Below are 24,795 nucleotides of genomic sequence, written 5' to 3' on the forward strand. Positions count from 1 at the left end.
ATAACCCGTTTATCAAACGAATTATTAAATAGTGGCGCGTCCTGGAGGATTCGAACCTCCGACCGCCTGGTTCGTAGCCAGGTACTCTATCCAGCTGAGCTAAGGACGCGCAGATCTTCTTGCTAGGAAGTTGTGAAGCAAATCACATTCATTTCTTACGAAACAAAAAAAGGCCATCGGGCCAGTCAATGAATGGCGGTGAAGGAGGGATTCGAACCCTCGATACGGGATAAACCGTATACTCCCTTAGCAGGGGAGCGCCTTCAGCCTCTCGGCCACCTCACCGTTTTCATTGTTATATCTCAAAAGAGATATGGCGCGTCCTGGAGGATTCGAACCTCCGACCGCCTGGTTCGTAGCCAGGTACTCTATCCAGCTGAGCTAAGGACGCACTTTTTTGTTGATTTCTCAACGTTGCAAGAATGGCGGTGAGGGAGGGATTCGAACCCTCGATACGGGATAAACCGTATACTCCCTTAGCAGGGGAGCGCCTTCAGCCTCTCGGCCACCTCACCGTCTTGCGGAGGCACATATTACGTTTTACCGAAAATATGTCAAACACTTTCTTTGAAAAAATCCACGAAACTGACTTAACCGTTGCTGATTTAATCAAAGTGACTATTAAACGAACTTTACCACTCTATTATGATGAAAAAAGAGAGTCTTCTCTGAAAAAAAGACATTTATTTTCAAACAACTTCCTGGTGTTCGATTCAACAATATTGACGGATTCACGGCCACACTCAACACAATGGTTTCCGCAAATCTTCAAAAACATTAAAGACTAAAAAGGCCAACCCTTCGGTTAGCCTTTTTCATTCAAACTAAGCTCTGTAAACAGGAGCGACTTAGTAGTTACCTGAAGCAACGTTGCCATTGCCTTTTTCAGCTTGAATGCGCATGTAGATTTCTTCACGGTGAACTGAAACCTCTTTCGGAGCGTTAACGCCGATACGTACTTGGTTACCTTTCACACCTAGTACAGTTACAGTCACTTCATCACCAATCATCAGTGTTTCGCCTACGCGGCGAGTCAAAATTAGCATTCTTTGCTCCTTGAGTAATCTCTAAATTTTCTTGCTACAAAGCTATTATCCAACAAAAGTTATATTTTCGTAAACTACCTTGTTAGCGAAAATCAGCCTAAAAAGGCATGTTTTTGTTGAATGTTTAATGCTTCACTAGATGTAATGTAAGCATCATGCAGAATGTTTGCTGCTGTATCCACACATTCGGGTGCTAAAACTAGCATCATAGTGAGTGCATTCGTTGCGCTGAAATTGATCTCAATATCTCGCTTTGCCAACAAATCGCATGCGTGCTCTACCATTCCATTGGCCTCAAGCCCCACCGCGGTCAACAGGCTTACCACTTCACTATTACGGATTTTGTCGCTGAACACCAGATCGAACTTGGCACATGCATCTTGTTTTATCATGATACCTGCCCGTTCTGCTTCCTCGATCACATTCCAAATGTCTATACCCAGCATCTGACATTGTTTTGTAGCACTAGATAAATGTTCTTTATCGACTTCGATAATGGCAAGGTCACGTTGAATGGCTATACCAGAGACGGCTTGATTGCCTGACTCCCCCTTTACCAAACTGCCTTCATTAACATCAAATGTCGAAAGCACGCGTAGTGGCACATTATTCTTCCATGCAAATTGCACTGAAGGTAAATGTAATACTTTTGCGCCTCGGCTTGCCATCGCTTCCATTGAAGGAAAATCGATAACCGCCAATTTGCGCGCATTTTTCACTACACGTGGGTCACAAGTATAAATACCATCAACGTCGGTAAAGATTTGACACTCGTCAGCGCGCAATGCGCCCGCCAGTGCCACAGCGCTCGTATCTGAGCCACCTCGACCTAATGTGGTGATATCCCCGTTCTCATTCACACCTTGAAAGCCCGCAACAATCACGATTTGGTCTTGCTCAAGCAATCCCATAATTGTCGTGGTATCAATGTGTTTAATCGTTGCGTCATTGTGTTGATTATCCGTCACAATATTCGCCTGTGCTCCGGTAAGCGAGCGCGCAGCATGACCCATTTTATTCAAAGTCATGGCTAACAGTGCCATTGACACTTGCTCACCAGCAGAGAGCAAAACATCAAGTTCTCGAGCTGTAGGTACGCTATCTATCTGTTTAGCGAGATCCATCAGTCTGTTTGTTTCGCCTGACATTGCAGACACGACAACAACAACTTGATTGCCATCATTTTTCGCCTTAATGATGTGTTCAGCGACTTGGTGGATTCTTTCAATTGAACCCACAGAGGTTCCGCCAAACTTTTGCACGATAAGGGGCTTTTTCACCAGTCTTCACCTTCCCAAGACCGAAGTCTCTTTAGAACTGCTTACATCTTAAATATTTCCTTTGAGAAAAATTATATAAGCAGTAGTTACAACAAAAACCAAGCAGCTTAAATGACTCGGTTAACTTTTGGTCAATTAAACCACTTGGTTGCTAAAAAAATTACGCTCAATCAAAGAAACTTGATTGAGCGTAATTTTATTAGTTAAGAGCTTATAAACGCTCTTCTAGCCAAGGCTGAACTGTTTTGATTGCCTCTGGTAGTGCTGAAACATCAGTACCACCGGCTTGAGCCATGTCTGGACGACCACCGCCCTTACCACCGACTTGCTCTGCAACCATTTTAACCAGATCACCTGCTTTTACTTTACCAGTGAGATCTTTAGTCACACCAGCAATCAAGCCAACCTTGTCACCCGTTACGTTTGCAAGCAGTACAACACCAGAACCCATTTGATTCTTGATGTCATCAACCATGGTACGTAGGTTCTTGCTATCAGCACCTTCAAGGGCCGCAACTAGAACTTTTGTGCCATTTACTTCAACCGCTTTGCCCATGATGTTAGCGCTTTCTGCGGCTGCCATCTTATCTTTTAGCTTCTGCACTTCTTTTTCTAGTGCTTTTGCTTTCTGTGCAGATTCTGCCAGTTTCTCTTCGTACTTCGCATTTTGAGCTTCAATAGCGTCTAATGCCGCCTCGCCTGTTACCGCTTCAATACGACGAATACCAGCTGCGATACCGCTTTCTGATGTGATTTTGAATAGACCAATATCACCCGTGCTTGATGCGTGAATACCACCACAAAGCTCAGTAGAGAAGTCGCCCATAGACAGCACGCGAACTTCGTCATCGTACTTCTCACCAAACAATGCCATTGCGCCTTTCTTCTTAGCAGACTCAATATCCATCACATTGGTTTCAATCGTGTGGTTACGACGAATTTGTGCGTTTACTAGACGCTCAACTTCTTTCAGTTCTGCTGCAGTTACGGCTTCTAGATGCGAGAAGTCGAAACGTAGGTTGTCTGCCTTCACCAATGAGCCTTTCTGCGTTACGTGCTCACCAAGAACTTGGCGTAGTGCTGCGTGTAGCAAGTGCGTCGCTGAGTGGTTAAGAGAGATAGCTGCGCGACGCTCTGCGTCAACGATAGTTGCCACTTCGTCACCTTTCGCTAGCACGCCTTCTGCCATTACACCGTGGTGTGCAATTGCGTTACCGAGTTTTTGAGTGTCTTCAACGCGGAACACACCAGACTCAGTACGGATTTCACCCGCGTCACCACACTGACCGCCTGACTCTGCGTAGAATGGCGTTTCACCAAGCACGATGATGGCTTTATCGCCTGCAGATAGTGAATCTACTTCGTTGCCTTCAACAAACATCGCAGCGACTGAGCTAGAACCTTTAGTACCTGTGTAACCACAGAACTCTGTTTGCGTATCAACTTTGATTGCTGCGTTATAATCTGTACCGAATTGACCAGCTTCACGCGCACGTTGACGCTGCTCTTCCATCGCTTTTTCGAAACCCTCTTCGTCGATCGCGAACTCACGCTCACGTGCAACGTCGTTAGTGAGGTCTGCTGGGAAGCCGTAAGTATCGTAAAGCTTGAATACCGTTTCGCCGTCTAGCACTTTGCCATCTAGGTTATCTAATGCTTCGTTAAGAATTACCATACCGCGCTCAAGTGTACGACCGAAGTTTTCTTCTTCAATACGCAGTACTTTTTCAACCACTGCTTGTTGACGCTTCAGCTCTTCGCCTGCTGTACCCATCACTTCTGCTAATACGCCAACAAGCTTATAGAAGAATGCACCTTGTGCACCTAGCTTGTTACCATGACGTACGGCACGACGAATGATACGACGTAGTACGTAACCACGACCTTCGTTTGAAGGCATCACACCATCAACAATCAAGAATGAACATGAACGGATGTGGTCAGCAATAACTCGTAGCGATTGGTTCGATAGATCTTCATAACCAATGACTTCAGCTGCTGCTTTGATAAGAGTTTGGAATACATCGATTTCGTAGTTTGAGTGAACGCCTTGCATGATTGCAGAGATACGCTCGATACCCATACCAGTATCTACCGATGGTTTTGGTAGCGGTTCCATAGTGCCGTCTGCGTGACGGTTGAACTGCATGAATACGTTGTTCCAGATCTCGATGAAACGGTCACCATCTTCTTCAGGCGTGCCAGGACGACCACCCCAGATGTGTTCACCGTGATCGTAGAAAATTTCAGTACATGGACCACAAGGACCAGTGTCGCCCATTTGCCAGAAGTTATCAGACTCGTAAGGCTTGCCACCTTCTTTGTCACCAATGCGCACGATACGATCAGCAGGCACGCCAACTTTTTTGTTCCAGATGTCGAATGCTTCTTCGTCGGTTTCGTAAACGGTTACCAATAGACGATCCGCAGGCAGTTTAAGAACTTCGGTTAGGAATTCCCAAGCAAATGAAATCGCATCTTCTTTGAAATAGTCGCCAAAGCTGAAGTTGCCTAGCATTTCAAAGAATGTGTGGTGACGAGCGGTAAAGCCAACATTTTCCAGGTCGTTGTGTTTACCACCAGCACGTACACAACGTTGAGCCGTAGTCGCTCGAGTATAGGCTCGTTTTTCCAAGCCTAAGAAACAATCTTTAAATTGGTTCATACCTGCGTTTGTGAACAGCAGGGTTGGGTCGTTATGTGGAACTAACGATGAACTTTCTACGATTTGGTGTCCTTTGCTTTCAAAGAACTTGAGGAACGCGTTACGAACCTCGTCAGTGCTCATGTACATGCAGCTCTTCCTGAAAATAGTCGAGTTAGAATTTTGCCGTATTGTAGATCATGCAAACAGCTGAGACTAGTTTTCTTGAGGAAAAGAGGGAGCAGAAGAAAAAATTTGAAGCAAAACAAAAATCAGCGCAATTGGATCAACGCTAATCTTGGTCTTCAAAGGCAAGCGCATAGCTAATTTGGTCGAAACTGTAGCCTCGGTATTGTAGAAAACGGACTTGTTTTGCGTATTCTTTTTGGTCCTTGGCTTTGACGCCTTTGAATTTCTTTTCTGCCGCCTGCTTAGCAAGTTCAAACCAGTCTTGCGGTTCTTCAGCCATGGCTTGCTCAATCACCGATTCCGCAACACGTTTCTGGTTTAACTCTTGGCGAATTCGACGCTCTCCATGTCCTTTGTATACATGCTGCCGAATTTGGCTCTTCGCATAACGTAAATCATCTAAATAGTTATGGTCTAAGCAAAAATTAATCGCGATTTCGATGTCTGATGCTTCATAGCCTTTCATCGACAGTTTTTGGTACAGCTCATACTGACCATGATCGCGACGGCTAAGCAGTTGGATAGCCGCCTCTTTGCTCGATAATGTTGGTGTCTGGCGCTTTTGGTACATGGTGATCCTAAAGGTATTTTTGCTGTACAGACTCTCAATGGCCTTTGTGATGATTCGATTTTTGATGTCAATAGATACAACAAAGCCCCGCATTGCAGGGCTTTATCACTTTTTAATCTGTGAAGGGATTAAAACTCTTCAGCTTGCTCAGGCGCCTCGCCTGCTTCAGGAGCTTCCGCAAGGGCTGGCGCTAACAACATTTCACGCAATTTAGTATCGATAGTTTTAGCCACTTCAGGATGCTCGCGTAGGTAGTTGCACGCGTTCGCTTTACCTTGACCAATCTTATCGCCTTGATAGCTGTACCAAGCACCAGCCTTTTCAACCAGCTTGTGCTTCACGCCTAGATCTACCAGCTCACCTTCGCGGTTAAAGCCTTGACCGTACATGATTTGCGTATTGGCTTCTTTAAACGGTGCAGCAATCTTGTTCTTAACCACTTTGATGCGCGTTTCGTTACCAACGACTTCGTCACCTTCTTTGATTGCGCCAGTACGACGAATATCAAGACGAACAGAAGCGTAGAATTTAAGTGCGTTACCACCCGTGGTCGTTTCTGGGTTACCGAACATCACACCAATCTTCATACGGATTTGGTTGATGAAGATACACATACAGTTAGACTGTTTTAGGTTACCAGTTAGCTTACGCATCGCTTGAGAAAGCATACGAGCCTGCAGACCCATGTGGCTGTCGCCCATTTCGCCTTCAATTTCTGCTTTTGGTGTTAGCGCCGCAACTGAGTCAACAACCATTACGTCGATAGCGCCAGAGCGAGCTAGTGCATCACAAATCTCTAGTGCTTGCTCACCAGTGTCTGGCTGAGAAACCAAGAGCGCATCGATATCAACACCAAGTTTCTTCGCGTAGACAGGATCCAGAGCGTGCTCTGCATCGATAAACGCACAAGTTTTACCTTCACGTTGCGCAGCAGCGATAAGCTCAAGCGTTAGTGTTGTTTTACCTGAAGATTCTGGACCGTAGACTTCTACGATACGACCCATTGGCAGACCACCAGCACCCAAAGCGATATCAAGAGAAAGAGAGCCTGTTGAGATGGTTTCTACGTCCATTGCGCGGTTATCACCAAGGCGCATGATAGAGCCTTTACCGAATTGCTTTTCAATTTGACCTAGCGCAGCGGCGAGCGCTTTCTGTTTGTTCTCGTCCATTACTTTCTCCGATTTATTCATCTTCTTTGGGCGACGAATAGTAATTCATTTTTCTTAAGCAGCTAACCTGCTCAGCAATGAAAGTTATTATACTGTTGATTCATACAGTGTCTATACCTGTATAGAAAAAATTTAGTTCACGGCTTCTAAGGATTTGCTCTAGCCCTTATCAATTCTGGGCTAAGACAGTGTAAGAAATTCTAAATTAAATGTTGATGCAATCGAGTCAATGCATGCATCACCGCTTGTTGACGAACTTCCGCCCTGTCACCAGAAAAATGCATGGTCTCAACAAAGAGCCAGTCGTGCTTATCCGCAAAAGCAAAGCAGACGGTTCCTACCGGCTTTTCATCACTGCCTCCCCCGGTCCAGCAACACCACTGATGGAAACCCCAATAGTGGCATTCGAGTGTTGAAGCGCACCTTGCACCATTTCAATCACAACGGGCTCACTCACGGCACCATGTTCCTCTAAGGTTTCCGCTCTCACACCCAGCATTTCCATTTTGGCTTCGTTGCTGTAAGTAACAAAAGCTCTATCTAACCAACCTGAGCTACCTGCAATATCAGTAATAGCGGTCGCAACACCGCCACCCGTGCACGATTCTGCCGTCGTTAAAACATGACCATACTTTGCCAATAATGCGCCTAAATCTGCGCTCAATTTTGTTGTTTTTTCCATAGCCAAAATGCCCTTTGTCTCTTTTTACTTGGTAGGGATTCACGTATCCTAAGCCGCTACGGAAATAAACAAAAGAACTTACCTGTGAAAGCTGAACAAAAACACACTCCGATGATGCAGCAATACCTCAAGCTAAAAGCTGAGAACCCTGAGATTTTGCTGTTCTACCGCATGGGCGATTTCTACGAACTCTTTTACGATGATGCAAAGCGAGCCTCCCAACTGCTTGATATTTCGCTAACTAAGCGCGGTTCGTCAGCTGGAGAGCCTATTCCTATGGCGGGAGTGCCATTTCACGCAGTAGAAGGCTATCTAGCAAAACTTGTTCAGCTTGGTGAATCAGTCGCAATCTGCGAACAAATTGGCGATCCTGCCACCAGCAAAGGTCCGGTAGAACGTAAAGTTGTGCGTATCGTGACACCAGGTACTGTGACGGATGAAGCACTGCTTTCTGAGCGTGTCGATAACTTAATCGCAGCCATTTACCATCACAACGGTAAGTTCGGTTATGCGACGCTGGATGTCACTTCTGGTCGCTTCCAACTGACAGAACCAGAAACCGAAGAAGCGATGACAGCCGAGCTTCAGCGTACCGCACCACGTGAGCTACTATTCCCAGAAGATTTTGAACCTGTACATTTAATGGCGAGCCGCAACGGTAACCGTCGTCGCCCAGTATGGGAATTTGAGCTTGATACGGCTAAGCAACAACTCAATCAACAGTTTGGCACTAAAGATCTGGTTGGTTTTGGCGTAGAACATGCGTCCTTAGGGTTATGTGCTGCTGGTTGTTTGATCCAGTATGTGAAAGATACGCAACGCACTGCTTTGCCTCATATTCGCTCTTTAACGTTTGATCATCAGGACCAATCCGTCATCCTTGATGCCGCTACCCGACGCAACCTGGAAATTACTCAAAATCTAGCAGGCGGAACCGATAACACGCTCGCTGCGGTACTCGACCATTGTGCGACGCCGATGGGCAGCCGAATGCTGAAGCGTTGGTTGCATCAACCTATGCGTTGCATTGAAACGTTAAACAATCGTCTTGATGCGATTGGTGAGATTAAAGAACAAGCGCTGTTTGCCGATCTTCAACCAACGTTAAAACAAATTGGTGATATTGAACGTATCTTAGCACGCCTTGCACTACGCTCTGCTCGCCCTCGCGATATGGCTAGACTTCGCAATGCCATGCAGCAGCTACCAGAGCTAGAATCTGTCACCGCTTCTTTGACCCATCCATATCTAGCAAAACTGGCACAATACGCAGCTCCGATTGACGAAGTATGCGATCTGTTAGAGCGTGCAATTAAAGAAAATCCGCCAGTTGTTATTCGTGATGGTGGTGTGATCGCTGAAGGCTATAATGCCGAGCTCGATGAATGGCGCAAATTAGCAGACGGTGCAACAGAATACCTTGAGCAGCTTGAGCGAGATGAGCGTGAACGACACGGCATCGATACGCTTAAAGTCGGCTACAACAACGTACATGGCTTCTTTATTCAAGTGAGCCGTGGCCAGAGCCATTTGGTTCCACCGCACTATGTACGTCGCCAAACACTAAAAAATGCCGAACGCTATATCATCCCAGAGCTCAAAGAGCACGAAGACAAAGTACTTAACTCGAAATCGAAAGCGCTGGCACTTGAAAAGCAGCTGTGGGAAGAACTGTTTGATCTATTGATGCCAAATCTGGAGAAGCTGCAGAATTTAGCTTCTGCTCTGTCTCAACTCGATGTACTACAAAACCTAGCAGAGCGTGCAGATTCGTTGGATTACTGCCGACCAACGCTTGTGAAAGACGCTGGTATTCACATTCAAGCGGGTCGTCACCCAGTCGTAGAGCAAGTAACAACAGAACCGTTCATCGCGAACCCAATAGAGCTTAACCCAGCTCGTAAGATGTTGATCATCACCGGTCCAAACATGGGTGGTAAATCCACTTACATGCGTCAAACTGCGCTGATTGCATTGATGGCACATATCGGCTCTTATGTACCTGCAGAATCTGCACAAATTGGTTCTTTAGATCGTATATTTACTCGTATTGGAGCGTCAGATGATCTCGCATCTGGTCGTTCTACCTTCATGGTAGAAATGACGGAAACCGCTAATATTCTGCACAATGCAACTAAAAACAGTTTAGTGCTAATGGATGAAATCGGTCGCGGTACCAGTACTTACGATGGCCTATCTTTAGCTTGGGCAAGTGCGGAATGGCTCGCAACACAAATTGGTGCGATGACACTATTTGCAACTCACTACTTCGAATTGACAGAGTTGCCAAACCAACTGCCAAACTTAGCGAACGTTCACTTGGATGCCGTAGAACATGGTGACAGCATTGCCTTTATGCACGCAGTTCAAGAAGGTGCGGCAAGTAAGTCTTACGGCCTAGCTGTTGCGGGCTTAGCCGGCGTACCAAAAACGGTCATCAAAAATGCGCGTAACAAACTATCTCAGCTAGAGCAACTAGGGCAAAACAGTGACGCACCACGTCCAAGTGCAGTAGATGTGGCTAACCAATTGAGTCTAATTCCAGAACCTAGCGAGATCGAACAAGCCTTATCTGGTATTGATCCTGATGATTTGACTCCACGCCAAGCACTTGAAGAGTTGTATCGTTTGAAGAAGATGCTTTAAATCGATTCACTTAAGCGAGCACAAAAGAAAAAAGGCTATGGATAACCATAGCCTTTTGCATATCTACTGAAGTACGGATTATTTAATCATCTTCGACGTTAAATAAGTTTTCCATATTCAAACCTTGCTTGATTAAAACCTCACGAAGACGACGTAAACCTTCTACTTGGATTTGACGTACACGCTCACGTGTCAAACCAATCTCTCGACCAACTTCTTCAAGCGTCGAAGGCTCATAGCCTAGAAGACCAAAACGTCGTGCAAGTACTTCTTTCTGTTTTGGGTTCAACTCTTCTAACCAATGAATCAGCGATGATTTGATATCGTCATCTTGAGTCGAGACTTCTGGATCGGAGTTGTTTGCGTCGGGAATAATATCCAACAGCGCTTTTTCACCGTCACCACCGATTGGTGTGTCGACAGAACTGATACGCTCATTGAGACGTAGCATTTTGCTTACATCTTCGACTGGAATATCTAACTGAGCAGCAATTTCTTCTGCGGTAGGTTCGTGATCGAGCTTCTGAGAAAGTTCACGCGCAGTACGCAGATAAATGTTTAGCTCTTTCACGACATGAATAGGTAGACGGATCGTACGAGTTTGGTTCATCAACGCACGTTCGATCGTTTGTCGGATCCACCAGGTCGCATAAGTAGAGAAGCGGAAACCACGCTCTGGATCGAACTTCTCGACCGCACGGATCAAACCAAGGTTACCTTCTTCAATCAGATCGAGTAGTGCTAGGCCGCGATTACTATATCGACGAGAGATCTTGACCACCAAACGTAGGTTACTTTCGATCATACGTTTACGTGCCGCTTCGTCGCCACGCAGAGCTCGTCGAGCATAAAGCACTTCTTCTTCGGCAGTAAGTAGAGGTGAGAAGCCAATTTCACCTAGATACAACTGAGTTGCGTCTAAGCTTTTACTGCTCGCGTCAAATTCTTCACGCGCAGCCGTTTTGCTTTCTGTGGATGATGATTTTTCGAGTTCGTTATCAATGGTCTTCACTGACGCATTGTCAAATGCAAACTCTTCAACTTTGGTTACTGTGTTGCTGATACTCATAACGCCTCCCCTGGCGAGTTAGCAAGACATGACAACTCAATATGTCGCTAAATGATGTCGCAAGTTGTTTTTCAAAGTTTTAAGGCAAATAGCGTTTTGGATTCACCGATTTACCTTGATAGCGAATTTCAAAGTGTAGCTTGACTGATTTTGCACCTGAACTACCCATGGTGGCGATTTTCTGTCCGCTTTTTACACTTTGTCCTTCTGATACCAGCAGTTTGTCATTATGTGCATAGGCGCTTAAATAATTGTCGTTATGCTTTACTATAATTAAGTTGCCATAACCTCGTAGCGCATTGCCTGAATAAACAACGGTGCCGGCTGCGGTTGAAACGATAGGTTGACCACGCTGTCCTGCGATGTCGATACCTTTATTTCCCTGTTCTCCCGCCGAAAAGTTCTTGATTACTCTCCCTTTTGTTGGCCACAACCACTTAGAAACTTTATCACTCTTCGCCGTGGTAACTGGCGCTTTTTGCTTCACTTTTTGGTTATCTTTTGAACCAACATACTCCTTTGTTTTCGATTGTTCAACCTTCTTTGGAGGCTGTTTTTGTACGACTTTAGGCTTAGTCTCTGTAGGTTTTTGACTAGAGTTTTTACTTGAATTTTTCGGTTTAGAGGCTGTTGATGTTTTCGTCACTGGGGCTGGTGGCGTCGTAACAACAGGAACCACAACGGGTTCAACTTTTTGGCCATATTTAGGGGCGACATATTTCGGAGCCCAAAGTTTTAGCCTCTGTCCAGGGTAGATGGTGTAAGGCTGAGTTAACTCATTGTAACGGACAAGATCATTTACATCTTTATCTGTGACATAAGCTATGAAGTAAAGTGTATCGCCTTTTTTTACCTCATAATAACTCCCTCTGTAACTTCCTCTTTCAAGGCTTGAATAGTCTTTCTTTAAGCTAGAGACAGGTGCAGGAGAATGCGCTGCACAACCAACTAGTCCTGCAGCAAACACAAAGCTAATACCAATATGACGTAATAACTTACTCACCTATCCCTAACCCTTAAGCTAAATCACCCGCAACCAGAGGTACAAATCGAACCATTTCCACAACAGTAGAGAGATATTCATCTCCCTTACGTTCAATTTTTAGTAACTGTTGCTCCTTATCTCCAACAGGAATCACCATCTTACCGCCATCTTTTAATTGTGCGAGAAGTGCTTGGGGATCACTTCTGCAGCTGCAGTAACAATGATGGCATCGAAAGGACCACGAGCTTCCCAGCCTTGCCACCCATCAGCATGCTTGGTTGAAACATTGTAGATATCCAATTGTTTCAGACGGCGTTTTGCTTCCCATTGCAACGATTTAATTCGCTCAACGGAGTATACATGGTCAACAATTTTCGCCAGTACTGCGGTTTGATAACCGGAACCCGTTCCGATTTCCAGTACGTGACTCGTTGGCTCTAGTTCGAGTAACTCGGTCATACGAGCAACAATATAAGGTTGAGAAATAGTTTGTCCCTGACCAATCGGTAACGCATTATTATCGTAGGCTTGGTGCATCATCGCTTGAGAGACAAAGCTTTCTCGTGGTAAGCGTTGGATAGCATCCAGAACTCTTTGGTCTTTGATGCCACTGGAGATAAGAAACGCTATCAACCTGTCAGCATGTGGGTTACTCATTACTTCTCTTCCTTTAACCAACTATCCATTGCACGCAGCGACTCATGAGCAGTGAGATCAACTTGCAGAGGCGTCATTGAAACTCGACCATGTTCAATCGCATAAAAGTCGGTGCCCTCACCCGCATCTTGCTCTTTTCCTGGAGGCCCTAACCAATAAATATCATGACCTCTCGGATCTTTCTGCTTAATCATATTCTCTGCGTGATGACGCGCACCTAAACGCGTGACTTCGATTTCATCCAGGTTTTCTGCTGGTAAGTCAGGCACGTTTACGTTCAATAACCGATTCGTTGGAATCGGAGACGCTAAATGCTGTTGCACAATTTGACGTGCAATTTTTGCGGCAGATTCGAAATGACGCTTACCCACCAGCGAAAAAGCAACCGACTGAACACCAAGGAAATGCCCTTCCATTGCTGCAGCTACCGTTCCTGAGTAAAGAACATCATCACCCAAATTTGCACCATGGTTGATGCCTGATAAAACAAGATCGGGCAAATCATCTTTCATCAGCTCATTCAGCGCGAAATGTACACAATCTGTAGGCGTTCCTTGCACTGAATGGATATTTGGGGCAATTTCAGTTACGCGTAATGGTTGCTCTAGTGTCAGTGAGTTCGAAGCACCTGAACGATTTCGGTCGGGTGCGACAATGGTCACTTCAGCGATATCTCGCAACTCATCAGCAAGTGCATGAATCCCTTGCGCATGTACGCCATCGTCGTTGCTGATTAAGACTCTTAGGGGCTTCGCGTTTAGTGAATCCTGTTCCATTAGTATTCTCTTTCTACTTCAACCTCATTAACTAACTCACGAACGAGAGAGGTTGCAAAAGATCCCGTATCCAGTGAGAAAGTCAGCGTAATATTATTACCTTCAACCGCCCAAGCTAAGTCTTTTGGTTTAAGTGCAATATCTCGACGGTCATGGCGCATACGATTCCCGCGAATCAATGCCATGAGATCAGGCTCTTCGTCTAAAAACGGTTGCTCTAATGCCAAGGCCTCAGCTTGAGTAGGCAGTGCATTATCGCCAGCAAGCGCAGCGGTAATTGCCACTTCACCTGCAGCAAATTGTGCTTGTAGATCTGCGATATTGCTTGCATCAACCAACTGAGTGCCAGAACTTGTCTGTGCAATATCACCATCGATGAATTTATCAAACACACCACTTTCTAGACGAGCAGAAACGATACGGTTGAAGATCCACGAACGCGCAGCTGATAAATACATGCTGCGCTTATTTTGATTACGGGTACGAACGTTTTCGCGTCCCCATCGACGTGCTTCTTCAAGGTTGTTGCCATCATTGCCAAAACGCTGACTACCAAAGTAGTTTGGCACACCAACTTGTTTCACTTTTTCAAGGCGTTGCTCTACATCTTCAACGTCAGTCACTTCAGACAAAGTGACAACAAACTCGTTCCCTATTAAGTCTCCAGGACGCAGTTTTTTGTTGTGTCGTTCAGTCGCTAAGATCTCAATACTCGGATATTGAGCTAGGAATGCCGAGAAATCCGGCGTTTCCCCTTTCGGTAAATGGACACTCAGCCACTGTTCCGTCACCGCATGGCGGTCTTTAAGGCCTGCCCAGCTAACGTCTTTCGACTTTACGCCACAAGCTTTCGCCAACTCATTCGCAACAAAACTGGTATTTTCTCCAGTTTTCCGAATGCGCACCATTAGGTGCTCGCCTTCGCCCGTAAAGGCAAAACCTAAATCCTCACGAACCTGAAAATGTTCTGGTTGCGCTTTGATTTTTGCCGATGCAACAGGCTTACCCGTTAGATAAGCCAATGAAGATAAAATATCTGACATGATGTTTTTCCGCTGTTTACACAGCATTAAGGAGCAAGTTGGTTAATTATTGCTTGAACAGAAGCACCACGGCTTCCGTTGCAATGCCTTCTTTGCGTCCAGTAAAACCGAGACGCTCTGTCGTCGTCGCTTTTACGTTAATGTTACTAATATCGGTTTCTAGGTCTTCTGCAATCGCCGCACACATCGCGTCAATATGAGGTGCCATCTTAGGTGCTTGTGCCATGATGGTGACATCGGCATTACCAAGGCGGTAGCCTTGCTCTTTGACACGACGATAAACGTCTTTCAACAATTCGCGGCTATTTGCCCCTTTCCATTTATCGTCGGTATCCGGGAAGTGACGACCAATATCACCCGCAGCAATCGCCCCGAGTAGAGCATCAGTCAAAGCATGAAGAGCAACATCACCATCTGAGTGGGCTACTAAGCCCTGCTCGTAAGGGATAGCAACACCACCGATAATGACCGGGCCTTCACCACCGAATTTATGTACGTCAAAACCGTGACCAATTCGAATCATTTTTTATCCTTTCTTTTTTAGCCGCGCTCACGGCTCAGATAAAACTCGGCTAACGCGAGATCTTCTGGCTGAGTAATTTTTATGTTATTCGCATTACCCTGGACTAAAGCAGGCGTTTCGCCCAACCACTCTAAAGCCGATGCTTCATCCGTGATGGCTACGCCTTGTTCTAATGCGTCAACCAGTGCTCGAGTCAGTTGTTGAGTTTTAAACATTTGTGGAGTTAATGCATGCCACAATGCTTTTCTCTCTACCGTATGACCGATATCTTGTGCTGCATTTGCTCGCTTCATTGTGTCTCTCACTGGAGATGCGAGAATGCCACCCGTCGGGTGAGCGCAGCAAACATCAATCAAACGGTCAATGTCGGATGTTAATACACATGGCCTTGCAGCGTCGTGGACCAATACCCACTCGCTTTCCAGATGCTCATTGACATAGTTTAGCCCTGAAAGTACGGAATCAGCGCGCTCTTTACCACCCGCGACTTGAATTACATCGGGATGGTTCGCGATGGTTAACTCAGGGAAATAAGGGTCACCTTCGGTAATGGCGACAACCACTTTCGAAATTCGTGGGTGCGACAGCAACTTTTCTACAGTGTGTTCCAGCACCGCTTTTCCGTCGATCAATAAATATTGCTTAGGGCGGTCAGCCTTCATTCGACTACCGACACCGGCAGCAGGAACAATTGCGACATGCGATGAGTTCACATCCAACATTTTAATGATTTTCCTCACCTATAATGCGGTAGAAAGTCTCGCCATCTTTAACTAAACCAAGCTCATGACGCGCACGTTCTTCAATCGCATCAAGACCTTGTCTTAAGTCATCAATCTCAGCAAACATTTCATTATTGCGAGCTTGTAGCTTGCTGTTCACTTGTTGCTGAACTTCAATTTCATCTTTTACTGTGTAGTAGTCAGACACTCCGTTTTTACCAAACCATAGAGTGTATTGAAGCAAGCCAAACAGTAGCGTAAGGGCTATAACAAAGATTCGCATATCGCTGCTAACATTCTGTACCGGAAGGAATTAGATAAGGTGACATATATAGCATAAATGCGAGGTTGCCTCTAGGGGAGAAAGGGAGACTCACACGCTCCTTACAAGAAATAAGCAGCAAAATGAAACAAAGACATATGAAGCTATTCTTAGCACTCACCAAGGTAATACCAAGAAATACAAGCCTATAGATACAAAAACACCCCGCAAAATCAGGGTATTTTCAAAGCTTCAATCTAAGCGGTTAATCCAATGAAGAACTAAGCTTGAACTTCTTTAAGACCGCTTCTTTGAAACATGGAGGAGCGTGCTCATCTAGAGCTTCCTCGATGCAGATAAATGGGTTGCTTTCTTTTAGGTATGGCAGCAGAACGGCCAGAACGGCTCATCGCTCTTAAATAAAAAACGCCCCACCGAAGTGGAGCGTTTCTAGAAAGCTATTTAGCTAAACTTATTCAACTAAGAATTAAGCTTGACCTTTAACTTCTTTAAGACCGTTGAAAGGAGCGCGCTCACCTAGAGCTTCCTCGATACGGATTAGTTGGTTGTACTTAGCAACACGGTCAGAACGGCTCATAGAACCAGTTTTGATTTGACCTGCAGCAGTACCTACCGCTAGATCAGCGATAGTTGCATCTTCAGTTTCGCCAGAACGGTGAGAGATTACTGCTGTGTAACCTGCGTCTTTAGCCATCTTGATTGCAGCTAGAGTCTCAGTTAGAGAACCGATTTGGTTGAACTTGATAAGGATAGAGTTAGCTACGCCTTTCTCGATACCTTCAGCAAGGATCTTAGTGTTAGTAACGAATAGGTCGTCACCTACTAGTTGAAGCTTGTCACCTAGTAGTTCAGTTTGGTGCTTGAAGCCATCCCAGTCAGACTCGTCTAGACCGTCTTCGATAGAAACGATTGGGAATTGGTTAGCTAGCTCAGCTAGGTAGTGGTTGAACTCTTCAGAAGTGAAAGTTTTACCTTCGCCTTTCATGTTGTAGATGCCAGCTTCTTTGTCGAAGAACTCAGATGCTGCACAGTCCATAGCTAGAGTAACGTCTTTACCTAGTTCGTAACCCGCAGCTGCAACAGCTTCTGCGATAACTTCTAGAGCTTCAGCGTTAGATTTAAGGTTAGGAGCGAAACCACCTTCGTCACCAACTGCAGTGCTGTAGCCTTTAGACTTAAGAACTTTAGCTAGGTTGTGGAATACTTCTGCACCGATACGTAGACCTTCTTTAAGAGTCTTAGCACCAACTGGTTGGATCATGAACTCTTGGATGTCAACGTTGTTGTCTGCGTGCTCACCACCGTTGATGATGTTCATCATTGGTAGAGGCATAGAGAACTGACCAGCTGTACCGTTTAGTTCAGCGATGTGCTCGTATAGAGGCATGCCTTTAGCTGCAGCAGCAGCTTTAGCGTTTGCTAGAGAAACAGCTAGGATAGCGTTAGCACCGAATTTAGATTTGTTTTCAGTGCCGTCTAGTTCGATCATTACTGCGTCGATTGCAGCTTGGTCTTTAGCGTCTTTGCCAACTAGAGCTTCAGCGATTGGGCCGTTTACAGCTTCAACTGCTTTAAGAACACCTTTACCTAGGAAACGTGCTTTGTCACCGTCACGTAGCTCAAGAGCTTCGCGAGAACCAGTAGATGCGCCAGATGGAGCTGCCGCCATACCTACGAAACCGCCTTCTAGGTGTACTTCAGCTTCTACAGTTGGGTTACCACGTGAGTCGATGATTTCACGACCTAGAACTTTAACGATCTTAGACATTAATGTTTCCTCTCGTTTCAAATATAAATGTCAATTTTAAAGGGCAGCAGCACAACCTTCGCCGCCGCCCGTATCCTTTTACTTCTCGAATTCGCCGCGTGCGTTTTGGCCCGCAGCTTTAACGAAACCTGCAAACAATGGGTGGCCATCGCGAGGAGTCGATGTGAATTCTGGGTGGAACTGAGCCGCTACAAACCATGGGTGAGCTGGGTTCTCAATCATTTCCACTAACTTCTTGTCCGCTGATAGGCCAGAAACTTTCAGACCTGCTTTTTCGATTTGCGGACGAAGCACATTATTCACTTCGTAACGGTGACGGTGACGTTCATGGATCGTCGCGCTACCGTAAAGTTCACGAGCTTTCGTCCCTTTCTCTAGGTGACATAGCTGTGAACCAAGACGCATCGTACCACCTAGGTCAGACTTTTCAGTACGCTCTTCTACGTTACCTGACTCGTCTACCCACTCTGTGATCAAACCTACCACAGGGTACTTAGTCTCTTTGTTAAATTCTGTTGAATGTGCACCTTCCATACCCGCAACGTTACGCGCGTATTCAATTAGTGCAACTTGCATACCCAAACAAATACCTAGGTAAGGCACATTGTTTTCACGTGCGTATTGAGCTGCACGGATCTTGCCTTCAATACCACGATCGCCGAAGCCACCTGGTACTAGGATCGCGTCTAAGCCTTCTAGCAGCTCAACACCTTTTGTTTCGATATCTTGTGAGTCTACATACTTAATTGTGACACTTAGACGGTTTTTCAAGCCAGCGTGTTTAAGCGCTTCGTTCACAGACTTGTATGCATCTGGCAATTCAGTGTATTTACCAACCATACCGATGGTTACTTCACCAGTAGGATTTGCTTCTTCGTAAATAACCTGTTCCCACTCAGAAAGATCAGCTTCAGGAGCTGTGATGCCAAAGCGAGCACACACAAGATCATCTAGACCTTGAGACTTGATCAATTGAGGAATCTTGTAGATAGAATCTACGTCCTTCATTGAAATTACTGCTTTTTCTGGAACATTACAGAATAGTGCGATTTTCTTACGTTCATTCGCTGGAATAACGCGGTCGCTACGGCAAACTAGGATATCTGGCTGAATACCGATAGATAGAAGTTCTTTTACAGAGTGTTGAGTTGGCTTAGTTTTCACTTCGCCCGCTGCCGCTAGGTAAGGAACAAGTGTTAGGTGCATGAACATTGCGCGCTCACGGCCTAGTTCAACGGCTAGCTGACGAATCGCTTCCATAAATGGTAGTGATTCGATATCACCAACGGTACCGCCAACTTCAACGATAGCCACATCATGGCCTTCAGAGCCAGCAATTACACGGTCTTTGATCGCGTTAGTGATGTGAGGGATAACTTGAATAGTTGCGCCTAGGTAGTCACCACGACGTTCTTTACGAAGTACGTCGGCATAAACACGACCTGCAGTGAAGTTGTTACGCTTGGTCATCTTGGTACGGATGAAACGCTCGTAGTGACCAAGGTCAAGGTCAGTCTCTGCGCCATCTTCTGTAACGAACACTTCACCGTGCTGAGTAGGGCTCATTGTGCCTGGGTCAACGTTGATGTAAGGGTCAAGCTTCATCATAGTCACTTTAAGACCACGAGCTTCTAGAATAGCCGCAAGAGATGCTGCTGCAATACCTTTACCTAGAGAGGATACAACCCCGCCAGTAACAAAAATGTAATTTGTCGTCATGTTTAACCTGAAATTGGTTGAATGAGGGAAATGGAGTGCTTCTGGACGGGAGATAAATATACCAGAAGCTCCTTACCGCCACAACGTGAAATCTATCACACCGTAATTTTTTATTTTTTGCTTCAAATCAAAGTGAGCAAAGACAAACCAAAGTCCGTTTTCGTGTTAAGAGGCAAACTGGCCTCATATTGTATATTCCGCTTATTTTCCCCTATCTAGACTCTTCTCGCTTTACTTCACCCCAGAAATCGTCGAGCTCTGATAAAGAACAATCTGTAAGCGCTTTGCCTGACTGCTGGACCTTTCCTTCAACTTGCTTAAAACGTCTCGCAAACTTTAAGTTTGCTTTACCTAGTGCGACTTCTGGATTTTTATCAAGATGGCGTGCCAAATTGACGGTCGCAAATAGCAAATCGCCGAGCTCCAACTCCACTTTTTCTTCATCTGGCTGGACTTGTAGTGCTTCTTCCATGACTTCATCAATTTCTTCTCGCACCTTATCGACGACCGGGCCAAGAGAGTCCCAGTCAAATCCATATTTCGCACATTTTTTCTGTATCTTTGTAGCACGAGAAAGTGCTGGCAAAGAGTTTGGTATTGAGTCTAGGATACTTTCTTCCGCTTTGCCCACCTGCGCTTTTTCTTTTGCTTTTTCGGCTTCCCAGTTGGCGTTGATTTCCTCGTCCGATTCAAACTCAACATCTGAAAAAACATGCGGATGACGGCGAGTCAGTTTTTCATTCACAGTTTCGACAACATCCGAAAATTCGAACAACCCTTGCTCTTTCGCTAATTGGCTATAAAAAATCACCTGGAACAACAAATCACCCAACTCTTCTTGCAAGTTCGGCCAATCACGGTTTTGAATCGCATCCACCACTTCGTAAGTTTCTTCGATGGTGTGCGGAACGATGGTGTCAAAGGTTTGTTTTAAGTCCCAAGGGCAACCGTTTTCTGGGTCACGCAACTTCGCCATGATTTGTTCTAATTGTTCAATTGGATGACTCATTTTTTGTTCCTTTAAACCTTTCTATTAAAGAAAAAGGTGAGCGGCCAAAACCACTCACCTTCTACATTATATTTTCTCAGCAGCTTTCACTAAGTAATTGTTACTTTGACAAGGCAACAAGTTTTCGCGACTCCTGAGCATAGCTCGCCTATGTGATGGAGCAAGAAAACGCAGTTAACGCAGTAAAAGTGACAAGTACGACGTGAAAGTTAGCCGAGGCGTTTCACCGTCATGACATCCTTTATTTGTTCTACCCGTTTCGAAACACGAGAAAGCACCTCAATATTGGTGACTTCTAGATCAAAGTCCATGATGGCAAGTTGACGTCTGTAATCGACTCGGTTCTTCATACTGGTCACTTTGATCTTTTCGTTGGCGAACAGTGTCGTAATGTCTTTGAGTAGACCACCTCGCTCCATCGCTTCAACACGGACGGTGAGGATGTATGACCCGACGAAGCCGCTGCCCCAGACAGTATCAATGATACGCTCTGGCGCATGATGGCGCAGTTCTTCTAACTGTTCACAGTCACTACGGTGTACTGAAATGCCGCGACCTTGCGTGATGTAACCACAGATATCATCACCTGGAATCGGCTGACAGCAACGCGCTAGGTGCGTCATTAGATTATCGACACCTTCTACAACGACGGCGTCTTTTTTCGGTCGGCTTTGCGCTGGTGATTTGTGCTCTGCTTCTTGCAGTTTTTCCAGTGCTTGCTGGTCTTCTTCTTCTGCCGTTGGCTTGTTAACGAGCGCATTAATATGGTTAATGATTTGGTTGATACGCAAATCACCGCTCCCAACACCAACGTAAAGCTCATCTGGTGTTTTGACGTTAAACCGTTTGAGAGCGTAATGCTCAGCATCTTTTAACGTTGCGCCAATTTTTGCTAACTCATGTTCAAGAATTTCACGACCCGCTTCGAGGTTCTTCTCACGGCTTTGCTTTCGGAACCAGGCGTTAATTTTGGCACGCGCGCGGCCAGAATGAACGAAGCCTAATGATGGGTTTAACCAGTCTCGCGATGGGTTAGGCTCTTTCTGAGTGATAATCTCAACCTGATCCCCCATATGTAGTTTATGAGTAAACGGTACTATGCGGCCTCCGACTTTGGCACCGATACAACGGTGTCCCACTTCGGAGTGAATGTGATAGGCAAAATCTAGCGGCGTTGCCCCCATTGGCAAATCGACAACATCACCACGTGGTGTAAAGGCATAGACGCGATCATCAAAGACTTGGCTACGTAACTCATCAAGCATTTCGCCAGAATCTGACATTTCTTCTTGCCAATCCAGTAGCTTACGCAGCCACGTGATCTTCTCATCATAACCGCTTCGGCTACTTGCCCCTTCTTTATATTTCCAGTGCGCTGCAACACCCAGCTCCGACTCTTCATGCATTTGCTTGGTACGAATCTGGATCTCGATGGTTTTGCCTTCTGGCCCTAGAATTACGGTGTGGATCGATTGATAACCGTTTGGTTTAGGGTTAGCAACGTAGTCATCAAACTCGCTCGGTAGGTGCTTGTATTTGGTGTGAACTACGCCCAAAGCCGCGTAACAGTCTTGCAGTTTGTCTGCGATGATACGTACTGCTCGAACATCAAACAGCTCATCGAATGCCAAACTCTTCTTCTGCATTTTTCGCCAAATGCTGTAGATGTGCTTAGGTCGCCCACTCACTTCGGCATTAATACCTGACACTTCCATTTCGTGCGTGAGGTCTTCAACAAAGTCTTTGATGTACTGCTCACGAACGATGCGTCGCTCAGAAAGCTGCTTGGCAATTTGTTTGTAAGTTTCCGGTTGTTGGTAGCGGAAAGCGTAATCTTCAATTTCCCATTTAAGCTGACCGATGCCTAATCGGTTTGCTAGCGGCGCATAGATGTTGGCACACTCTTTTGCCGCCGCACGTCGCACTTCATCTGGCGCTTTTTTAACTTCAATAAGATTACAAATTCGTTCCGCGAGCTTGATAACCACGCAGCGGAAGTCATCCACCATGGCAAGCAGCATGCGGCGTACGTTATCTACCTGAGATGACGCCGCACTGCCTTCCATGTTGACATTGAGTTGGCCAATAGCCGCCATCTCTTCAACGCCATCAATTAATTTTATGATTTCTTTGCTGTATTTCTCTTCCAGAATTTCTCTGTTAAAAGCACCACTTGAAACCAAAGGAAACAGTTGTGCAGCCACTAAGGTGGCCTGATCCATAGACAAGGTGATCAAAATTTCGATCATTTCTCGTCCACGCCACAACAACAGTTCCGCTTGCTCGTTATCGGCTAATACCGTCTGGCAATCTCGATATACTTCGATTAAGCGTGAGGCTGTGTTTTTCTCTTGTCCCAGGCTAGCCACCCAGTTTTCGAGTTCAAACTGTTCATCTTGGTTTAAATGCGCGCTTCTTACCGCAACCATCTCATCATCCTAATTATTATATTCGTGTGGTTTGACTAACACCGTCCAGGTTAGTTCTTTTACCTGCGCGTAAACGCTGGCTTTATGACCACCCACCACAAATAAGGGGCCAAAGTCCTAAAGTTAGGACTTTTCAAACAATGCCATCGATTCTAGATGACTGGTATGAGGGAACATGTCCAGCATACCTAATTTAGTTAATTTATAGCCTTGCTCCATCAAGCTTTGGCTGTCCCTAGCAAGGGTAGCAGGATTACAAGAAACATAAACTACACGCTGTGCGCCAAGCTCAGAAACTTGATCGATGATCCCACTTGCCCCCGCGCGTGCTGGGTCTAACAGCACTTTATCAAACCGTTCTGCCGCCCAGACCTGCCCTTCAAAATCTTGCTCAAGGTTAGCGTGATAAAATTGCGCATTATTGATTTGGTTCAAGGATGCATTATTTGTGGCTTTTTCGACCATCTCTGCAACACCTTCAACCCCAACCACGTGCTTAGCTAACTTCGCAATCGGTAAACTGAAGTTGCCTACGCCGCAGAACAAATCTAACACTCGGTCACTCTTTTGCGGGTCTAACCACTCAACCGCTTGCTTGACCATTTTTTGGTTTACGGCTTGGTTCACTTGAATGAAATTATTTGGCGCAAAAGGAATTTTCACGCCAACTTCTTGATAAAAAGGCATATCACCTTCAACAAGGTTTAGCTGATCTGTTGCTGGCATTAAGTACAGCGATGCATTACGACGTTTTGCCAGCTCCGTTAGAGATTGAGTTTCACTCGCTGTCAGAGCACTCAAGTGACGCAACGTAATACACGGCCCATTATCACCAAGTACCAGCTCTACATGGCCCAATTGCTCCGGCTTTTTAAACGCTTTTAGTGCTGAATAAATCTCTGGAAGCAGAACGTTCAGTTCCGGCGCCAGCACTGGGCAGTCGGTCACTTGCGCGATTTGCTTACTCTGCTTTTTACGGAAACCAAAATGTAGCTGACGTGTTTTTTTATCGACAAATAAGCTCACTCGCGCACGACGACGATAGGCCAGTGAATCCCCTAATAATAGCGCATCAAGCTCGATATCATTGCCTGAAAATTTTCGCATCAGCTGACGCAGTGTTTGCTGTTTGTACGTCAATTGTTGGTCATAATCTAGATGTTGCAAATCACAGCCACCACACTCGTGGTAATGCGGACAAAATGGCTCCACGCGAGTGTCACTCGGCTTGAGAATCTTAATCAGTTTACCGCGAGCAAATTTACTTTTTTCTTCCACTAATTGTGTGACGACTTCTTCTCCCGGCAATGCGCCATCAATAAACAGCGGTTTTTTCTTTAGGTAAGCAATACCTGCGCCGTGGTGATCTAAACGCTCCACTTGCACCGCTTGATGACGAGTATTGAGTTGGGTTTTCTTTTTCGGTTGAAAGATGCGTGCCATGCTCTATGCCTGATTTATGTCTAATTGCTCTTCGGCTTCACTATTCTTGATTGCAGCCGTTGTGTGATTCGAGTGACTTGATTATGCTTACCGTTTATTAGGTGACGTCACTTCTTTGCTCAACGCCTTATCGTGCGCT

Annotated in this window: 18 protein-coding genes, 4 tRNA genes and 2 pseudogenes; 1 reads left to right on the forward strand and 23 read right to left on the reverse strand. The window is 45.6% G+C overall.

Annotated features, from left to right (window positions below):
* Positions 1–32: 32 nt before the first annotated feature.
* From P4S59_RS12975 to pncC, 10 genes and pseudogenes are all read right to left on the reverse strand, one after another.
* A tRNA-Arg gene (locus tag P4S59_RS12975) sits at positions 33–109 on the reverse strand.
* 84 nt (positions 110–193) lie between these two features.
* Positions 194–285, reverse strand: a tRNA-Ser gene (locus P4S59_RS12980).
* A gap of 29 nt (positions 286–314) precedes the next feature.
* Positions 315–391: transfer RNA gene (locus tag P4S59_RS12985), tRNA-Arg, on the reverse strand.
* 32 nt (positions 392–423) lie between these two features.
* Positions 424–515: transfer RNA gene (locus P4S59_RS12990), tRNA-Ser, on the reverse strand.
* A gap of 333 nt (positions 516–848) precedes the next feature.
* On the reverse strand, positions 849–1,046 hold the full coding sequence (csrA, locus tag P4S59_RS12995) for a carbon storage regulator CsrA (RefSeq protein ID WP_004415691.1): 198 nt from the start codon (positions 1,044–1,046) through the stop codon (positions 849–851).
* Positions 1,047–1,138: 92 nt separating this feature from the next.
* Positions 1,139–2,326, reverse strand: coding sequence for an aspartate kinase (locus tag P4S59_RS13000; RefSeq protein ID WP_005393869.1), 1,188 nt, complete (start codon positions 2,324–2,326; stop codon positions 1,139–1,141).
* A gap of 211 nt (positions 2,327–2,537) precedes the next feature.
* Positions 2,538–5,120 (reverse strand): alanine--tRNA ligase, encoded by a 2,583-nt coding sequence (alaS, locus tag P4S59_RS13005; RefSeq protein WP_337168522.1) that lies wholly within the window; start codon positions 5,118–5,120, stop codon positions 2,538–2,540.
* Positions 5,121–5,262: 142 nt separating this feature from the next.
* The gene (gene recX, locus P4S59_RS13010) at positions 5,263–5,730 is read right to left on the reverse strand and encodes a recombination regulator RecX (protein ID WP_005393871.1); all 468 of its coding nucleotides are present in this window, start codon (positions 5,728–5,730) and stop codon (positions 5,263–5,265) included.
* Positions 5,731–5,858: 128 nt separating this feature from the next.
* The gene (gene recA, locus P4S59_RS13015) at positions 5,859–6,902 is read right to left on the reverse strand and encodes a recombinase RecA (RefSeq protein ID WP_005393872.1); all 1,044 of its coding nucleotides are present in this window, start codon (positions 6,900–6,902) and stop codon (positions 5,859–5,861) included.
* A 200-nt stretch (positions 6,903–7,102) separates the two neighbouring features.
* Positions 7,103–7,584, reverse strand: a pseudogene (gene pncC / locus P4S59_RS13020) (nicotinamide-nucleotide amidase).
* A gap of 84 nt (positions 7,585–7,668) precedes the next feature.
* Here pncC and mutS point away from each other — a divergent pair.
* Entirely contained in the window at positions 7,669–10,230 is a 2,562-nt protein-coding gene (gene mutS / locus P4S59_RS13025; protein WP_006743294.1) for a DNA mismatch repair protein MutS, read from the forward strand.
* Positions 10,231–10,312: 82 nt separating this feature from the next.
* Here the strand turns inward: mutS and rpoS are convergent, their stop codons facing one another.
* The 13 genes and pseudogenes from rpoS to rlmD all read right to left on the reverse strand — a co-directional run bounded on the left by rpoS (position 10,313) and on the right by rlmD (position 24,656).
* A complete protein-coding gene (rpoS, locus tag P4S59_RS13030; RefSeq protein ID WP_005393877.1) occupies positions 10,313–11,299 on the reverse strand; it encodes an RNA polymerase sigma factor RpoS in 987 nt (328 codons plus the stop codon).
* 79 nt (positions 11,300–11,378) lie between these two features.
* Positions 11,379–12,302, reverse strand: coding sequence for a peptidoglycan DD-metalloendopeptidase family protein (locus P4S59_RS13035; RefSeq protein WP_114323632.1), 924 nt, complete (start codon positions 12,300–12,302; stop codon positions 11,379–11,381).
* A 13-nt stretch (positions 12,303–12,315) separates the two neighbouring features.
* A pseudogene (locus P4S59_RS13040) lies at positions 12,316–12,941 on the reverse strand (protein-L-isoaspartate(D-aspartate) O-methyltransferase).
* Positions 12,941–13,717 (reverse strand): 5'/3'-nucleotidase SurE, encoded by a 777-nt coding sequence (gene surE, locus P4S59_RS13045; RefSeq protein WP_337168523.1) that lies wholly within the window; start codon positions 13,715–13,717, stop codon positions 12,941–12,943. Before surE ends, P4S59_RS13040 begins: the two are co-directional and overlap by 1 nt.
* Positions 13,717–14,760, reverse strand: a complete 1,044-nt coding sequence (gene truD, locus P4S59_RS13050; protein ID WP_337168524.1) for a tRNA pseudouridine(13) synthase TruD — start codon at positions 14,758–14,760, stop codon at positions 13,717–13,719. Before truD ends, surE begins: the two co-directional genes overlap by 1 nt.
* A gap of 46 nt (positions 14,761–14,806) precedes the next feature.
* Positions 14,807–15,283 carry a 2-C-methyl-D-erythritol 2,4-cyclodiphosphate synthase gene (gene ispF / locus P4S59_RS13055; RefSeq protein ID WP_005393886.1) on the reverse strand — a complete coding sequence of 159 codons (477 nt, stop codon included), beginning with the start codon at positions 15,281–15,283 and terminating at the stop codon, positions 14,807–14,809.
* Between the two features lie 17 nt (positions 15,284–15,300).
* A complete protein-coding gene (gene ispD, locus P4S59_RS13060) occupies positions 15,301–16,005 on the reverse strand; it encodes a 2-C-methyl-D-erythritol 4-phosphate cytidylyltransferase (RefSeq protein WP_337168525.1) in 705 nt (234 codons plus the stop codon).
* Position 16,006: 1 nt separating this feature from the next.
* Complete coding sequence (gene ftsB / locus P4S59_RS13065) at positions 16,007–16,288, reverse strand: cell division protein FtsB (RefSeq protein WP_005380907.1); 282 nt, start codon at positions 16,286–16,288, stop codon at positions 16,007–16,009.
* A 466-nt stretch (positions 16,289–16,754) separates the two neighbouring features.
* On the reverse strand, positions 16,755–18,056 hold the full coding sequence (gene eno, locus P4S59_RS13070) for a phosphopyruvate hydratase (protein WP_005383785.1): 1,302 nt from the start codon (positions 18,054–18,056) through the stop codon (positions 16,755–16,757).
* A 78-nt stretch (positions 18,057–18,134) separates the two neighbouring features.
* Entirely contained in the window at positions 18,135–19,775 is a 1,641-nt protein-coding gene (locus P4S59_RS13075) for a CTP synthase (protein WP_005393892.1), read from the reverse strand.
* Between the two features lie 211 nt (positions 19,776–19,986).
* Positions 19,987–20,784: a nucleoside triphosphate pyrophosphohydrolase gene (mazG, locus tag P4S59_RS13080; protein WP_337168526.1), complete on the reverse strand. Its 798-nt coding sequence runs from the start codon at positions 20,782–20,784 to the stop codon at positions 19,987–19,989.
* 209 nt (positions 20,785–20,993) lie between these two features.
* On the reverse strand, positions 20,994–23,213 hold the full coding sequence (gene relA, locus P4S59_RS13085) for a GTP diphosphokinase (protein ID WP_005393896.1): 2,220 nt from the start codon (positions 23,211–23,213) through the stop codon (positions 20,994–20,996).
* Between the two features lie 123 nt (positions 23,214–23,336).
* A complete protein-coding gene (gene rlmD, locus P4S59_RS13090; protein WP_337168527.1) occupies positions 23,337–24,656 on the reverse strand; it encodes a 23S rRNA (uracil(1939)-C(5))-methyltransferase RlmD in 1,320 nt (439 codons plus the stop codon).
* Positions 24,657–24,795: the final 139 nt, after the last annotated feature.

The sequence above is a fragment of the Vibrio sp. M60_M70 genome (assembly GCF_037162085.1).
Taxonomy (GTDB): domain Bacteria; phylum Pseudomonadota; class Gammaproteobacteria; order Enterobacterales; family Vibrionaceae; genus Vibrio; species Vibrio diabolicus.

Excerpts from the sequence above, each read along its gene's own strand:
- csrA (WP_004415691.1), bottom strand. The coding sequence starts at position 1,046 with ATGCTAATTTTGACTCGCCGCGTAGGCGAAACACTGATGATTGGTGAT.
- alaS (WP_337168522.1), bottom strand. The coding sequence starts at position 5,120 with ATGTACATGAGCACTGACGAGGTTCGTAACGCGTTCCTCAAGTTCTTT.
- recX (WP_005393871.1), bottom strand. The coding sequence starts at position 5,730 with ATGTACCAAAAGCGCCAGACACCAACATTATCGAGCAAAGAGGCGGCT.
- recA (WP_005393872.1), bottom strand. The coding sequence starts at position 6,902 with ATGGACGAGAACAAACAGAAAGCGCTCGCCGCTGCGCTAGGTCAAATT.
- rpoS (WP_005393877.1), bottom strand. The coding sequence starts at position 11,299 with ATGAGTATCAGCAACACAGTAACCAAAGTTGAAGAGTTTGCATTTGAC.
- surE (WP_337168523.1), bottom strand. The coding sequence starts at position 13,717 with ATGGAACAGGATTCACTAAACGCGAAGCCCCTAAGAGTCTTAATCAGC.
- truD (WP_337168524.1), bottom strand. The coding sequence starts at position 14,760 with ATGTCAGATATTTTATCTTCATTGGCTTATCTAACGGGTAAGCCTGTT.
- ispF (WP_005393886.1), bottom strand. The coding sequence starts at position 15,283 with ATGATTCGAATTGGTCACGGTTTTGACGTACATAAATTCGGTGGTGAA.
- ispD (WP_337168525.1), bottom strand. The coding sequence starts at position 16,005 with ATGTTGGATGTGAACTCATCGCATGTCGCAATTGTTCCTGCTGCCGGT.
- ftsB (WP_005380907.1), bottom strand. The coding sequence starts at position 16,288 with ATGCGAATCTTTGTTATAGCCCTTACGCTACTGTTTGGCTTGCTTCAA.
- eno (WP_005383785.1), bottom strand. The coding sequence starts at position 18,056 with ATGTCTAAGATCGTTAAAGTTCTAGGTCGTGAAATCATCGACTCACGT.
- P4S59_RS13075 (WP_005393892.1), bottom strand. The coding sequence starts at position 19,775 with ATGACGACAAATTACATTTTTGTTACTGGCGGGGTTGTATCCTCTCTA.
- mazG (WP_337168526.1), bottom strand. The coding sequence starts at position 20,784 with ATGAGTCATCCAATTGAACAATTAGAACAAATCATGGCGAAGTTGCGT.
- relA (WP_005393896.1), bottom strand. The coding sequence starts at position 23,213 with ATGGTTGCGGTAAGAAGCGCGCATTTAAACCAAGATGAACAGTTTGAA.
- rlmD (WP_337168527.1), bottom strand. The coding sequence starts at position 24,656 with ATGGCACGCATCTTTCAACCGAAAAAGAAAACCCAACTCAATACTCGT.